The following is a 13,635-nucleotide window of genomic DNA, read 5'->3' as shown; positions in this document are numbered from 1 at the left end:
CTGGGCGTACCGCCCGGCGCGAACGCCGGTGACCACCGGCTCCCTCCCCGTACGGCGTTCCGCGCGCCCGTCACCGGGGGCCGTGCTCCTCGGTGATATCGCCGTCGTTCAGTTCCAGGACGCGGTCCGCCAGCCCGAGCCACTGGGCGTCGTGCGTGGCCACCAGGGCCGTCACGCCCTCGCTCCGTACCACCGCGCGGATCAGGTTCATCACCACCATGCCCGTCTCCGCGTCGAGTTGGCCCGTCGGCTCGTCGGCGATCAGCAGCGCCGGCCGGTTGGCCAGGGCGCGGGCGATCGCGACCCGCTGCTGCTGGCCGCCGGACAGTTCACCGGGCCGCTGGGCGGCGTGTCCGTCGAGGCCGACGAGCGAGAGCAGCAGCGCCACCCGCTCCTCACGCGCGCGGGGGTCCGACTCGCTGATGCGCAGGGGGATGCCGACGTTCTCGGCCGCCGTGAGGATCGGAATGAGTCCGAACGACTGGAACACAAAGCCGATCCGGTCGCGGCGCAGCCGCAGCAGCCCCGCCTCGTTCAGGCCGGCCAGGCTCACCCCGTCCACGGTGACACTCCCGTCGTCCGGGGTGTCCAGACCGCCGATCAGGTTGAGCAGGGTGGTCTTCCCGGAGCCCGACCGGCCCTTCAGCGCGACCAGTTCGCCACGCCCGACCGTGAACGAGACGCCCCGCAGGGCGTGTACGGCGTGCTCGCCGGTGCCGTACGAGCGGCGCAGCCCCTCGGCCCGCACCATCGGGTCCTGGACCGCCGTCTCCACCGAAACGCCGGCGGGGCCCGGATCGATTGCCTCGGCCGCCATCACATACCCCCGTCAGTGGTGTCGTCGCCGGACGCCCGCTGCTCCGGTTCGTCGGACGGCCACACACCGATGTGGTCCCGTTCGAGTTCCAGTGCGACCCGGTGTTTCATCCCCAGCGCGGCGAGGTGGTCGGCGGGCAGCTGGAGCCGTCCCGCGCGGTCCAGCATCGCGTACTCCCGTGACACCACCGACTCCCTTCCCTCCGCGTCGACCTCCGTGCGGCGCAGCACCTCGGAGGAGGTGCGGCCGTCCCGGATGGCGACCGTGCGCCGTACCTCGCTCGCCACGGCCTGGTCGTGGGTGACGATGACGATCGTGGTGCCGAGTTCGTCGTTGGCCCGGCGGAACGCGGCGAAGACCTGCTCACCGGTGGCCGAGTCCAGCTCACCCGTCGGCTCGTCCGCCAGCACCACGGACGGGGAGTTGGCCAGCGCCACCGCGATGGCCACCCGCTGCTGCTGGCCGCCGGACAGCTGGTACGGGCGGCGGTCCCGGCACTCGGTGATCTCCAGCATGGACAGCAGGGACTCCACCCGCCCGGCCTTCTCGCGGGAGCGCCCCCGCAACTGCATCGGCAGGGCGATGTTCTGAGAGGCCGTCAAATAGGGGAGCAGGTTGCGGGCGGTCTGCTGCCATACAAAACCCACCACGTCGCGCCGGTAGCCCAGCCGCGCCCTGGCGTCCATGGCGAGGAGGTTGTGGCCGCCGACCCGGGCCGCCCCCGCGGTGGGCACGTCCAGGCCCGCGAGGATGTTCATCAGGGTGGACTTGCCGCTGCCCGACGCCCCGACGAGCGCGATCAAGTCGCCTTTCCCGACCCGGAGATCGAGCCCTTGGAGCGCCTGCACCTCCACCCCGTCCGTGGCGAAGATCCGGACGAGGCGGTCGCAGGCGATCAGCGCGTCGTGGTCGTCGCGCACCGCGTCCCGGCGGGCGGTCGCGCGCCGCTCCAGCTCCGCGAGCGTGGTGTCGGTCATCGTGCGTCCCCTGTCCTGAGTCGGTCTGCGGATCCCCGGCGGGCCGCCCACCGGGCCTGCGCCGCCGTCACCGTACCGGTGAGCACCACCACGGCCAGCGCGGAGAGCGTGAGGGACCACGGTTCCGGCCGCAGCGCGGCGCCGCCCGCGGCGGTGAGGCCGGTGGCCAGGCCGGGCGCGGCGGCGAGGGCGAGCCGCGTCACGTCGACCCCGGGCGCGATCAGCAGGATCGTCGCCCAGCCCGCGAGCGCGCCGCCCGCGGCGGCGAGCACCGCCTGCGGCAGGGCCTCCAGCGCGAGCAGCCGCCGCCCCTGCCGGGACGTGAGGCCGAGGGTGCGCAGGAGAGCCAGCAGGGAGACGCGCTCGGGCGTGGTGTGCACCAGCGAGAGCAGCAGGGCGACCACGATGTACCCACCGCCCGCCAGGATGGAGGCGTGGTAGATCAGCTTGGCACCGGTCTGGAGCGGCGAGTCGACCAGCCGCGCCCGGATCTCGCCGCGCAGGTGTACGGAGTGCTCCGCGCCCGACGCGCGGACCGCGGCCCGCAGGGCCTTCCCGTCCAGTGCCGTCCCGTCCGGGCCGCCGCCGGAGACCAGCAGCGTGGTCGCCGCACGCTGCGGCAACCCCGCGCGGTCGACGAGCAGGAACTCCGAGGACGCCGTGGCGGGCGTCCGCGAACGGACCGCGACGACCCGTACCGTAACCACGCCCACGAGGGTGGTGATCCTCCGCGGGGTACGGCCGAGGGCGTCGGCGACGCCCGGGGAGGCGACCACCGGCAGGACCCCGCCCCCGGACGCGCCGGGCGGGGTGTCCGTGCCCAACACGCCGGCGGGGAAGCCGCCCAGGTCGGTGTCGCGCGCCAGCCCCGCGTACGGCTCCGGATCCACGCCGACCAGGGTCGCGTGGACGGGGCTCGAACTGCCCGCCCGCGTACCGACGTTCACCTGGTGCTCCGCGCGTACGGCGACGACCGAGCGCACGCCGGGAACGTCCCGGACCGCACGTTCCGTACCGGCCGGCACCACGAGGGTGTCGTTGGGCGACGAGATCCGCGCGTCGGCGCGGACGGCGAGCAGGGCCGCCCGGTCCCGGGCGTCCGCCGTGCCCGCGAGGACCGCCTGTCCGAAGGCGGCGGTGCTCAGCGCGACGACGAGCACGAGCAGGGTGAGCGTCCCCGTCGCCGGAGCGCGGCCGGCCCGCGCCAGGGACAGGAACCCGACCGCGCCGCGCAGGCGCTTCGCCGGGCGGGCGGCCAGGCGCAGCGGCAGCGGGTACAGCCGGACGAGCAGCGTCGCCGTGATCAGCCCGATCAGCACGGGCGCGGCGCTGACGAGGTGGTCGCCGGAGTCGGTCGTGCCGCGCTGCCGCAGTGCCGTGACCGCGCCGACGGCCAGGACCAGCAGGGTCAGTTCGGCGACGGTACGGCGACGGCTCGGCCGGCCGCGCACGAGGTCGTCGCGCTCCCCGTACACCTGCGGGGTGCGGTGGGCCAGCACCGCGCGGAGCGGGAGCGCGGCGCAGGCCACCACGGCGACCGCCGTCGCGGCGAGCACGGCGGGGCCCGTGCGGCCCCCGGGCACGAGGAGGACGGCCACCAGGAGCCCGAGCGCGGCGGCGGGCAGGGTGACCACGGCCGTCTCGGCCAGCAGCCGGCCGCCGATGCCCCTCAGCGAGCCGCCACGGGCCCGTACCAGCACCAGTTCGGTGTGCCGGCGGCGTGCGGACAGGCCGCCGGCCAGCGCCAGGACCACCACGGCGACCGTACCGATCCCGACGGCCGCGACAGCGACCACGGGGGTGATCGCCGAGCGCAGCGACGCGTACCCGTGGAGGATGTCGTCCAGGTCGGTGTCCAGGGACGCGTTGGTCCCCGCGGCCGACCTCAGGCGCGACAGCGCCGGTCCGTCCTGGAGCGAGGCGATGCGCTCCGACAGCGCGCCCACCTGCGGTCCGGTGAGGCGGCTCGTGTCCGGCGCCACCCGCCAGTAGCGCTCGGGCTCACCCGCCGTCCCCAGCAGGGCCGGGGCCGCCTCGGGGGCGAGCAACAGCGCCGCCTCCCAGTAGAACTGCGGCGGTTTGGCGCCCGTGGTGCTGAGGTGCGGCGTCCGCAGGAGACTGTCCGACGTCCAGTAACTCCCCGACGGCCGGACCGGGTCGACGATGCCGCTGATCCGGACGGTGAGGGTCGGGCTGCCCGCCCTGCCGACGTGCACCATCGAACCGACGGAGAGGCGCAGTGTGGTCGCCGTGGCCGACGACACCGCCGCCTCCACGGTTCTGGTCGTCGCGGTCACCCGCCCGTCAGCGGTGGGCAGTTGGCCATGGCGCACGGTGGAGTGGGCCGCCAGTCCGGCCTGTGCGGCCAGGGCGAACTGCGGGGGCAGTCCGTCGTGGCGCGGCAGCCAGGCGTCACTCCCGATCAGGCTCCTGCCGGTCCGTACCCCACGGGCGGACTGGCTTGTGTCCGCGCGGAGCGGATCGGCGAGCAGGCCGGACACCTCTCGCTGTACGGCGTCCACCCCGCCCGGCCGCAGTTTCTCCTCCCGTGCGGACAGGGGGAGTTCGAAGGAACGCTCGGGCGAGCGGAAGTCCAGCACCCGGCGCTCGGGCGACGCCTCGGCGACGGCGTCCCGCAGGCCGCGTGTCTCGTACGTGTCCACGGTGCGGGGGAAGGCGGCGGCGAGGAACGCGGTCAGGACGACAAGCAGGCCGAGGACGAGTGCCGTTCCCGGCGCGGTGCGCAGCCGGGTCCGCACCCAGGGGGCGACGGGCCGCTCACGGCGGCCGCCGGTGTGTCCCTCCCGGTGCTTCTCCCGCCTCTGGTCACGAGCACGGCCGGTCATCTCAGTTCGCCCCCCGGAGGCGCGGTGTCACGGCGGGGTCGGCCGCGCGGGCGGCGACGACCGCGACGGTCAGCAGAGGCAGGGCGGCGACCCCCGCGACCAGCAGGGCCACCTGCGGGAGCGGCAGTTCGACCAGGACGGGCGGCAGGGGAGCGGTGGCACGGCTCGTCAGGACGATGAGCGGGACCACCGTCCTGGTCAGCGCGGCGCCCAGGACCAGCCCCACCAGCAGGGCGATGCCGACCAATACACCGTGCTCGGCGGCGACCGCCACCACCAGCTTGCGCCGCGGCGCGCCCAGGGCGTGCAGGACGGCCAGCTCCGCGGAACGCTCCCGCAGCGTGCCCACCACCGTGACGGCGAATCCCACCGCGGCGAGCGCGGCGGCGGCCACGGCGACGGCCAGCAGCGCCGCGTAGGGCCCGGCGCCCAGCGGGTCGTCGAACAGGTCGCCGGCGACCTCGTCCCGTACCAGCACGTCCGCCGGGTCGACGTCAGGACCGGCGCGGAGCGCCTTCGCCACCTGCCCGGCGGCGCCCGGGTCCGTGCTCAGCCACCACTCGTTGGGCACGAGCGAGCCGCCGTCCCGCTGCGTGAGCACCTCGTTGACGGTACGGAGATCGAGCAGCAGCGCCCCACCGTCCGCGCTCTTCCCGCCCTCCGACGGCTCCTTCGCGCCGGAGGACGCTCCCGCCTCGTCCGGAGCGGTGGTGGGAAGCTGCCGCACCGCGCGGAGAAGGCTGACCTGGATCCGCTCGCCCGCCAGGGTCACGTCGACGCGCTGCCCCTCGCCGGCCCCGGTCGCCCGCAGGAACCCGTCGGTGGCGATGGCCGGGACCAGCTGGGGGACGGGTGACCGTACGGCGTCGACGCGCAGCTCCAGGCTCTCGGCCGGCGGGTACGGAGTGTCCGCGCCCACGCTCGAACGCAGCGGGTACGGCACGGACAGGGGCGTCGTACCGGTTGCGGCGGGCCGCAGGGCCACCGGCTTCCCCGCGACCGCGTCCCGCGTCGTCGTACCGGAACCCTTCCAGCGAAGTCCCTCCGGTACGGGGACGGTCCGGGCCGCGCCCGCCCGGTCCGTGACGCCGACCCGTACGACCTCCAGCCGCTGACCGCTCCGCGCGCCGGGAGGCACCGGTCCGTCCACGTGAAGACCGGTCAGGGTCAACGCGCCGTGGAAGGAGCCGTGTTCGGGGCCGCTGCCCGCGTCCGGGCCCAGATCCAGGTCGAGGGACAGCGAACGGACGCGGCCGTCGGCGGACACCTCCCCGGCGGGCAGGCGGTAGTGGAGGCCGTACCCGTCCTCGACGAGGGCCGTGACCCTGGGCGCGAAGCGGGCCCGGGCACCGGCCCGGCCCGTACCGTCCTGGCCGATCCTGACCTCGAGGGTGAGCCGCCGGGTGTCCGCGGGCAGGGGAATGCCGGGGCGCGGTGTGTCCCGGGGGCGGAGCGGTGCGAGCGGAGGCCCGGCCCCCTCCCGCGCCACGTCCTCCCGCAGGAGCAACCGGTCGCGCGCGTCGCCGGTGTCCAGGGCCAGGACGGTGGCGGTGCGGCCGTCGGAGAGGGCCGTGGTCGTACGGTGGGCGGGCGCCGCCGCCCGTACCCCCGGCAGCCCGGCGTAGCGTCCGGCCTCCCCGGGCGTGACGGTCTGGTGGGACAGGACCCGGACCGACGTGCCCGTGCCGAAGTCCGCCTGGTCGTGCTGCGACCATTCCCAGGAGGCGTTCTGGCCGATCGCCAGCATCCCCGTCGCCACCGCCAGGACCAGCAGCAGCACCGAGCCCGCGCTGCCCAGCAGCCGGCGGCTGAACTGCCAGCCCGCCAGCGCCGCCGACAGCCCGCGCCCGCGTGCCGCGAGCCGCTCCGCCAGGCGCGCGGCCGGGGGCAGCAGCCGCAGCGTGAGGACGGTTCCGGCCAGCAGCGCCAGCGCCGGGGCCGCCACCAGCAGCGGATCGATGCCGAGGTCGCCGTCCCGGCCGCCGGTGAGGGCGCCGCCCGTCCGCCGGGCCAGCTGCCAGAGCGCCACGGCCGCCACCAGCAGCAGCCCCACGTCGGCCCCCGCGCGCACCGGCGCGGGCAGCGAGGCGGCCCGGCCCCGGCCCAGCGCCCCGGCGGAACCGGCGAGCGCGGGCACCAGCACCGCCACCGCGCAGCACGCGGCGACCAGGCACGCCGTGAACCAGACGTCCGGTCGCGGGACGGTGTCGAGCGTCAGGTCCAGCCGGCCGAGGACGGACCCCCGGGTCATCAGCCGCACCAGCGGCCCCGCCAGCAGCGGCGCGCCCACCGCCGCGGGGAGGGAGAGCAGCAGCGCCTCCAGCGACGCGAGCCCCGCCAGCCGCGCCCTCGACGCCCCCCGGGCCCGCAGGAGTTGGGTCTCGGCCGTCCGCTCGGTGGTCAGCAGCCGCGCCACCAGGAGCAGGGCGTACGCGGCCAGCAGGACGAGCTGGAGCGCGACGATCATCAGGGTGGAGCGGGAGACCAGCAGCGCGCGCTCGGCGCGCGTGAGGACCGTGGCCAAGTCGCCGCGTACGTCCACCGAACCGACGAGCGCGGGATCCTTGCCCAGCGCCGCGACCCCTTCGGTGGCCGCCGTCCGCAGCGCGCCGATCTCCCCGGTGCTCGTCCCCGCGAAGTCGGCGGTCACGAGCCAGCCCGTGTCGCCGCGGCTGGTGCGGCCCGACGACAGCACGGACGGATCGGCGAGGAGCGGTCCGTACGTGGTGAAGACGAGATGGCTCACACCGCGGCCATCGAGACTGTCCAGGGTCCAGTACGGATCGCTCGGGTCCCTGGGCCGGTACAGGCCGGTCAGCCGTACGGTCAGCGTCTTGTCGGACACCCGGTCGGTGAGCGTGAGCAGCGCGCCGGGCCGCAGCCCCAACTGCTGGGCGGCGACCTGGGGGAGGGCGACGGGCAGGGGTGCGCCGGCGCGCGCCGCGGCGGCGGTCCCTGGGGTGGGACCGGGCATCGTCCCGGCCGTCAGCTCGACCTTGGACGGGTCCAGCGCCGCGAAGTGGGTCAGATCGGGGTACGTGGCGTCGCCGGCCGGGTCCTGGAGGGCGCGGGGCAGCGCGTACGCACCCGAACGCTCCAGCCGGCGCACCGTCGTCGGCAGCCCGCCGAAGGTCTGCCGCGCCCCGCGCACCACGGCCGCCTGCGCCGCGTCCAGCCGCTCCTCGGGCAGATGGGCGGTGACGACCAGCGCGGTCGACGCCCCCTCGTCCCGGGCCAGGGCATGCCGCAGCGAGGCGTCACCGACGGAACCGGACAGCGCCACGAGGGCGGTCAGCACGCACGTGGTCAGCAGGACGGCCAGAAACGCCGCGGCGAGCAGCAGTCGGTGCGCCCTGATCCGGAACAGAACGAACCCCGTCACCCGCCCCCACCCACTCCTAAGTCCCCAGGAGGGGACACACGATTGAGGGACAATACAACATACGTACGTTTCGGCCGGGCGGAGCCGTGCCGTGCGGGGCGCGCGACGTCGGCCATCGATGGCAACGGTTTGCCTGATGTTGGCAACCGGAATCACTCAAGACTGGGTGGAGGCGGACTCCATACCAGGTCGTGGCCTGGGCAAGTGGTTGCCCAGAATGCGAGACCTTGGCTATGCTCCCGGCGGGATCGTGCCCCTTGGTGCCGCGGGAATTCTCATCTGATGGGGTCAACGCCGTCGCGCACCCTGAGTATTGGGATGCAGATGATGGAACAACCGCTCTTCGGCCGCCGCGTGAAAGAGCTGAGACGCGCGCGCGGACTCTCTCAAGCCGCTCTCGCGGGCGACGAACTCTCCACCGGGTACCTGTCCCGCCTGGAATCAGGGGCGCGGCAACCCACCGAGCGCGTCATCGCCTACGTGGCAGAGCGGTTGGGAGTCGACCGGCGTGTCTTCGAGGCGCCGTCGAGCGGTACGGCACTGGCCCGGGCGCTGAGCATCGCGTCCTCCACGGACGGTGACGAGGCGGTGGAGGGCCTGCTGTCCGCCCTCGGCACGCCCGACGGCGGGGACCCGCTGCTGCGCTGGCGGGCGCTGTGGCTGGTCGCCCGCAGATGGCGGAAGCTGGGCAACACCGCCGAGGAACTGGCCTGCCTGGAGGAACTGGACCGACTCGCCGACTCGTTGGGGTTACCCGAGCTGCGGTGCCGGGCCCGGTCCTCCCTCGCACGATGTCTGCGCTCCACGGGCGAGACGGGCCGGGCGATCGACGTGGCGGGCAGGGCCGTCCGGCTGGCGCGGGAGGCCGGACTGGCCCTGCCGGACACCGCCGCCGCCCTGATGGCGCTCGTGTCCGCGGAGGCCGAGGAGGGGCGGCTGCCCGAAGCCCGCGCGCACGTGGACGAGTTGGTCGGGCTGGTCGGCGGATGCGGCGGCACCACCCTCAGGGCGGAAGCGCTCTGGTCGGCGGCGACCGTACGGTTCCGTCAGGGCCACCAGGAAGCGGCCAGGGACCACATCGAGCGGGCGATCCAGGGGCTCGACAGCCGCGCCGACGTGACCCTGTGGGCACGCCTGCGGCTGGCCGCCGCCTCGCTCTACCTCCAGAGCCGCCCGCCGCTGACCGGGCCGGCCGCCGCGCGCCTGAAGGAGGCGGCGTCCGCGCTGGGTTATGTGGGGACGCCGCTGCTCAACCAGGAGTTGCTGACGCTGACGGCCCATCTCGCCTTCGAGGAGGCGCGGTTCGCGGACGCACGCGCGCACCTGGACGAACTGCGCCGGGGCGAGATGTGGCTGACCCACCGGGACCGGCTCCGGGCGGGCGTGCTCGACGGCCGGCTGCTGATCGTCGAGGGGTACGAGAAGGAAGGCCGCCGGCACCTCGAAGCACTGGGCGAGGAGGCGCGCCGCGCGTACGGCGTCGACCTTTCCGCCGGCGAGCAGACCCGCCGGGTGCCGGGTGCCGCCGGGAACGCCGGCACCTGACGGCCCGGCGGACCCGGGGCACCGGCCGGCTCACCCGGTGTGATGGGCCAGGGCCAGATGCGGGTCCGGAGTGCCCGGCGCGGGGGCCGGGTCGGCGTGCACGAGGGCCGCGGCGAGTTTCGGTACGGCGTGCAGCAGCGCGTGTTCCGCCTCGACGGCCACCTGGTGGGCGGCGCGCACGGTGAGGTCCGGGTCCACGACGATCGCGACCTCGGCGCGCAGCCGGTGGCCGATCCAGCGCATGCGCAGTTCCCCGACGGACCGCACCCCGGGCACCCGGACGAGGGCCTGTTCCGCGGTGTCGACGAGCGCGGGGTCCACGGCGTCCATCACACGCCGGAAGACCTCCCGGCCTGCGTCGCGCAGCACGAGGAGGAGGGCGGCGGTGATGGCCAGGCCCACGACGGGGTCGGCGAGCCGCCAGCCGAGGGCGGCGCCGCCCGCGCCGAGCAGCACGGCGAGCGAGGTGAATCCGTCGGTACGGGCGTGCAGCCCGTCGGCGACGAGCGCGGCCGAGCCGATCTCGCGGCCCACGCGGACGCGGTAGCGCGCCACCCACTCGTTGCCGAGGAAACCGACCACGGCCGCCGCCGCGACGGCGGGCAGGTGGCTGAGCTCCCGGGGGTTCACCAGGCGGTCGACGGCGGTCCAGGCGGCGAGGACGGCGGAGGCGGCGATGGTGAGCACGATGACGATGCCGGCCAGATCCTCGGCGCGGCCGTAGCCGTACGTGAAGCGGCGGTCGGCGGCACGCCGTCCCAGGACGAACGCGATCCCGAGCGGCAGCGCGGTCAGGGCGTCCGCGGCGTTGTGGACCGTGTCGCCGAGCAGCGCGACCGAGCCGGAGAGGACGACGACGACCGCCTGCGCCGCCGCCGTGACGCCGAGGACCGCGAGCGAGATCCACAGCGCCCGCATGCCCCGCGCGGAGGACTCCAGGGCGGAATCGACCTTGTCGCCGCTGTGGTGCGAGTGGGGCCTGAGGACGTGTCCGGCCGGGTGGCCGTGCTGGTGGCCCCGGTCGTGGGGGTGAGAGTGGGGGTGGGGGTGCTCGTGCGGGTGGGTGTGTCCGTGCTGGTCGCTCACGAAACCGGCCTTCCGACGCGGGACAGAGGTGGACACGCGAACGCGCCCGGTCCCATTATGTGCGTATGAGCGCACGCATGCACCTATCACCTGCGCAGGATGCGCACCCGCGAGACCCGGGCGCCGAACAGTTCGCGCTCGCGGCCGAGGTCCTGGGGCTGCTCGCCGACCGGACCCGCCTCACGCTGCTCCACGCCCTGACCTCGGGCGAGGCGGACGTCGGCAGCCTCACGGCGGTGTGCGACGTGGCGCGCCCGGCGGTCAGCCAGCACCTGGCCAAGCTGCGCCTGGCGGGGCTGGTGTCCGTACGGCGGGAGGGGCGCCGCATGGTGTACGGACTCTCCGACGGGCATCTGCGGCGGGTCATCGAGGAGGCGCTGAGCCTGGCGGACCACCGGCTGAGCGGCGCCGCCCCGCACGACTGACGGAAGGGCGCCTCCCCGGGGCTTCGTCCCCGGGGCAAAGGGGAGCCCCGGCCGAGGCGGGGGACCCGGGCCGGGGCGGGAACCCCGGCCGGTACGGGGGATGCCGGCCAGGGTGGTCATGAGGTGTGGGTCCGGAGAGGCGGTCGCCTACGCGGCGAAAGGCTCCATGGGGCTTCAGCCGAACGATCGTCCCCATGGGCTGGAGGTGAGGCCCGGGGACACTGTCCCCTCCGTACCCACGTAGACATGAACGGACAACCAATACGGGATGTTCCCCGGGCCTTCCCCACGGCCTGTGAGCTGCGCCACCGGACGGCCCGACCGGGTCGGCCGCGCCCTTCTACTATGGGCCCGTATCCGGTGGGAGTGGAGTGAGTGGTGGAGAACGAAGGTCCGGGACGCGCCGTCAGGGGCCGGCCGCGCAGTGAGCGGGCGCGGGCCGCCGTTCTGGACGCCGCTTCCGACCTGTTGGTGACCGGCGGGATCGACGCGGTGACGATGGAGGCCATCGCCGCCCGGGCCAAGGTCAGCAAGGGGACCCTCTACAAGTGGTGGCCGTCGCGCGCGCACGTGATGCTGGAGAGTTTCTTCAGCCTGACGAAGAGCACCATCGTGGTCGACGAGGGCGCCTCGCTCCAGGACGTGCTGACCTTCCAGCTGGCGTCGCTGTCGGACCTGTTCCGCGACACGGCGGCGGGGCCGTTGATGGGTGACCTGGTGGCGGCGGCGCAGGCCGACCCGGAGATCCGCGCGGCGCTCGACGACGAGTGGCTGCGCCCGCGCCGCCAGGTGGGGGCGCGGCTGCTGCGGGAGGCCGTCGAGCGAGGGGAACTGGACCCCCGGATCGACGTGGCGGCCGCGGTCGATCAGCTCTTCGCGCCCGTCTACCACCGGCTGCTGATGGGGCACGAACCCCTGGACGGAGCGCTGGCGGCGACGCTCGTCAGGCAACTGCTGGACGGGGTACGGAGTGCACGCCCCCCGACCTCCGGCGACGGCGGGGACGGGGACGGGGACAGGGACGGCGTGAGGGGCGGGTGACCTCGCGGACCGGCCCGACGGTCACGACGCGGCCTCCGTCCGCCGCTGCCGGAGGGTGGCGACGGTCCAGACGGCCAGTCCGGCCACGGGCAGCGCGGCGCCGAAGAGGGTGACGCCCGTCCAGCCGTACCCGTCGTGCAGGACGCCCGCGACTCCGGAACCCGCCGCCCCGCCGAGGAAGACCGAGCCCATGAAGACCGTGTTGACGCGGGCCCGGGCGTCGGCCCGCAGCCCGAATATCTCCCGCTGGCTGAACACCTGGTGGCTCTGGACGGCGAAGTCCAGCAGCACCCCGGCCAGCGCCAGCAGGACCAGGCTGCCCGCACCGAGGCGGGCCAGCACCAGGGAGCCCGCGGCCAGCACCAGTGCCAGGCCGCTGCCGATACGGGCATGGCCGCGGTCGCTGAGCCGGCCCGCCAGCGGCGCCGCCGCCGCGCCCGCCGCGCCCACCAGCGCGAACGCGCCGATCCCGACCTGGCCGAGGTGGTGGCGGGTGATCAGTTCGAACGCCACCGACGTCCAGAAGCAGCTGAACGCGCCGAACATCAGCGCCTGGACCAGCGCGCGGCGGCGCAGCGCCGGTTCCTCCCGGACGAGGCGGCCGAGCGAGAGCAGCAGCCTCGGATAGCCGCCGTTGTGGACCGGCCGCCGCTCGGGGAGCACGCGGACCAGCAGGACCGACAGGGCGACCATGAGGACGGCGGAGATCAGGTAGATGGCCCGCCAGCCCCAGGCGGCGGCGACCAGGCTGGAGACCGTACGCGCCAGGAGGATGCCCAGCAGCAGACCGCCCATCACCGTCCCGACGAACTTCCCCCGCTCCCGTTCCGGCGCCAGGTGCACCCCGAACGCGACGAGGATCTGGGCGACCACCGAGGTGGTCCCGACCAGCACCGACGCCGCCAGGAACACGCCGAAGTACGGCGACAGGCCGGCGGCCACCAGGGCCGCCGCCGTCACCAGCAGGGTGCGCGAGGCCAGCGCCCGGTTCTCCAGCAGGTCCCCGAGGGGCAGCAGGAGCACCAGCCCGAGGGCGTACCCGAGCTGGGTGAGGGTGACCACCAGCGCGGTGCTGCCCGCGCTGACGCCGAAGGTCGAGGCGATGGGGGACAGGAGCGGCTGCGCGTAGTAGATGTTCGCCACGGTCACGCCGCACGCGACGGCGAGGAGCAGCACCACACGCCGCAACCGGGCGGGGGACAGCGTGCCCTCGGGTGCCGGTGGCGCGGGCGTCGGGGCCTGCGACGGCTCCCGCCCGCCGGACGGCCGGGGGACGCGCGACCGGCGCGGCGCCTCCGGGGACGGCCCGCCCGCGCCGGGTCCCGCCGGGCATGTCCGGCTGTGATCCCTCGGATCCATCGGGCCCTCTCCTCCACGCGTCCCGCGCCCGCTCCCACGGGTCACGTCCCCCGGGAATCGCACGCCTCATTTCTGGACGTCGCGTTCACTATAAATCCCGGGCCAGGGGTGACGGGCCGACGGCGGGGGGAGCGGGGACGGCGGTGCGGACGAGGAG

General features: G+C 75.0%; 9 protein-coding genes. 3 read left to right on the top strand and 6 right to left on the bottom strand.

Translation table 11 applies throughout. The annotated features are described in order from the left end of the window. Positions 1-70 precede the first annotated feature (70 nt). The 4 genes from ACIODU_RS31300 to ACIODU_RS31285 form a co-directional block, all read right to left on the bottom strand. A complete protein-coding gene (locus tag ACIODU_RS31300; protein ID WP_401772076.1) occupies positions 71-751 on the bottom strand; it encodes an ABC transporter ATP-binding protein in 681 nt (226 codons plus the stop codon). 65 nt (positions 752-816) lie between these two features. Continuing rightward, on the bottom strand, positions 817-1,794 hold the full coding sequence (locus ACIODU_RS31295) for an ABC transporter ATP-binding protein (protein WP_401772033.1): 978 nt from the start codon (positions 1,792-1,794) through the stop codon (positions 817-819). Further along, positions 1,791-4,640, bottom strand: coding sequence for an FtsX-like permease family protein (locus tag ACIODU_RS31290; protein ID WP_401772030.1), 2,850 nt, complete (start codon positions 4,638-4,640; stop codon positions 1,791-1,793). Before ACIODU_RS31290 ends, ACIODU_RS31295 begins: the two co-directional genes overlap by 4 nt. Before the next feature lies 1 nt (position 4,641). Then, on the bottom strand, positions 4,642-8,022 hold the full coding sequence (locus tag ACIODU_RS31285) for an FtsX-like permease family protein (protein WP_401772027.1): 3,381 nt from the start codon (positions 8,020-8,022) through the stop codon (positions 4,642-4,644). A 318-nt stretch (positions 8,023-8,340) separates the two neighbouring features. Between ACIODU_RS31285 and ACIODU_RS31280 the strand changes: the two genes are divergently transcribed. Beyond that, positions 8,341-9,567 carry a helix-turn-helix domain-containing protein gene (locus tag ACIODU_RS31280; RefSeq protein ID WP_401772024.1) on the top strand — a complete coding sequence of 409 codons (1,227 nt, stop codon included), beginning with the start codon at positions 8,341-8,343 and terminating at the stop codon, positions 9,565-9,567. Positions 9,568-9,597: 30 nt separating this feature from the next. Here ACIODU_RS31280 and ACIODU_RS31275 read toward each other — a convergent pair whose 3' ends face one another. Then, positions 9,598-10,653, bottom strand: coding sequence for a cation diffusion facilitator family transporter (locus ACIODU_RS31275; RefSeq protein WP_401772022.1), 1,056 nt, complete (start codon positions 10,651-10,653; stop codon positions 9,598-9,600). 77 nt (positions 10,654-10,730) lie between these two features. Here ACIODU_RS31275 and ACIODU_RS31270 point away from each other — a divergent pair, with 77 nt between their 5' ends. Both ACIODU_RS31270 and ACIODU_RS31265 read left to right on the top strand, forming a co-directional pair. Next, positions 10,731-11,078, top strand: a complete 348-nt coding sequence (locus ACIODU_RS31270; RefSeq protein WP_356432824.1) for a metalloregulator ArsR/SmtB family transcription factor — start codon at positions 10,731-10,733, stop codon at positions 11,076-11,078. A gap of 378 nt (positions 11,079-11,456) precedes the next feature. Further along, positions 11,457-12,119, top strand: coding sequence for a TetR/AcrR family transcriptional regulator (locus ACIODU_RS31265; RefSeq protein ID WP_356432822.1), 663 nt, complete (start codon positions 11,457-11,459; stop codon positions 12,117-12,119). Positions 12,120-12,140: 21 nt separating this feature from the next. Here the strand turns inward: ACIODU_RS31265 and ACIODU_RS31260 are convergent, their stop codons facing one another. Further along, entirely contained in the window at positions 12,141-13,478 is a 1,338-nt protein-coding gene (locus tag ACIODU_RS31260) for an MFS transporter (RefSeq protein WP_401772019.1), read from the bottom strand. Positions 13,479-13,635 lie beyond the last annotated feature (157 nt).

Source organism: Streptomyces sp. NPDC088261, from assembly GCF_044740805.1.
GTDB lineage: Bacteria > Actinomycetota > Actinomycetes > Streptomycetales > Streptomycetaceae > Streptomyces.
Note: the sequence above shows the minus strand (reverse complement) of the source record. Positions and strands in the feature narration are given on the sequence as shown.

Excerpts from the sequence above, each read along its gene's own strand:
- ACIODU_RS31280 (WP_401772024.1), top strand. The coding sequence starts at position 8,341 with ATGCAGATGATGGAACAACCGCTCTTCGGCCGCCGCGTGAAAGAGCTG.
- ACIODU_RS31290 (WP_401772030.1), bottom strand. The coding sequence starts at position 4,640 with ATGACCGGCCGTGCTCGTGACCAGAGGCGGGAGAAGCACCGGGAGGGA.
- ACIODU_RS31295 (WP_401772033.1), bottom strand. The coding sequence starts at position 1,794 with ATGACCGACACCACGCTCGCGGAGCTGGAGCGGCGCGCGACCGCCCGC.
- ACIODU_RS31270 (WP_356432824.1), top strand. The coding sequence starts at position 10,731 with ATGCACCTATCACCTGCGCAGGATGCGCACCCGCGAGACCCGGGCGCC.
- ACIODU_RS31300 (WP_401772076.1), bottom strand. The coding sequence starts at position 751 with ATGGTGCGGGCCGAGGGGCTGCGCCGCTCGTACGGCACCGGCGAGCAC.
- ACIODU_RS31260 (WP_401772019.1), bottom strand. The coding sequence starts at position 13,478 with ATGGATCCGAGGGATCACAGCCGGACATGCCCGGCGGGACCCGGCGCG.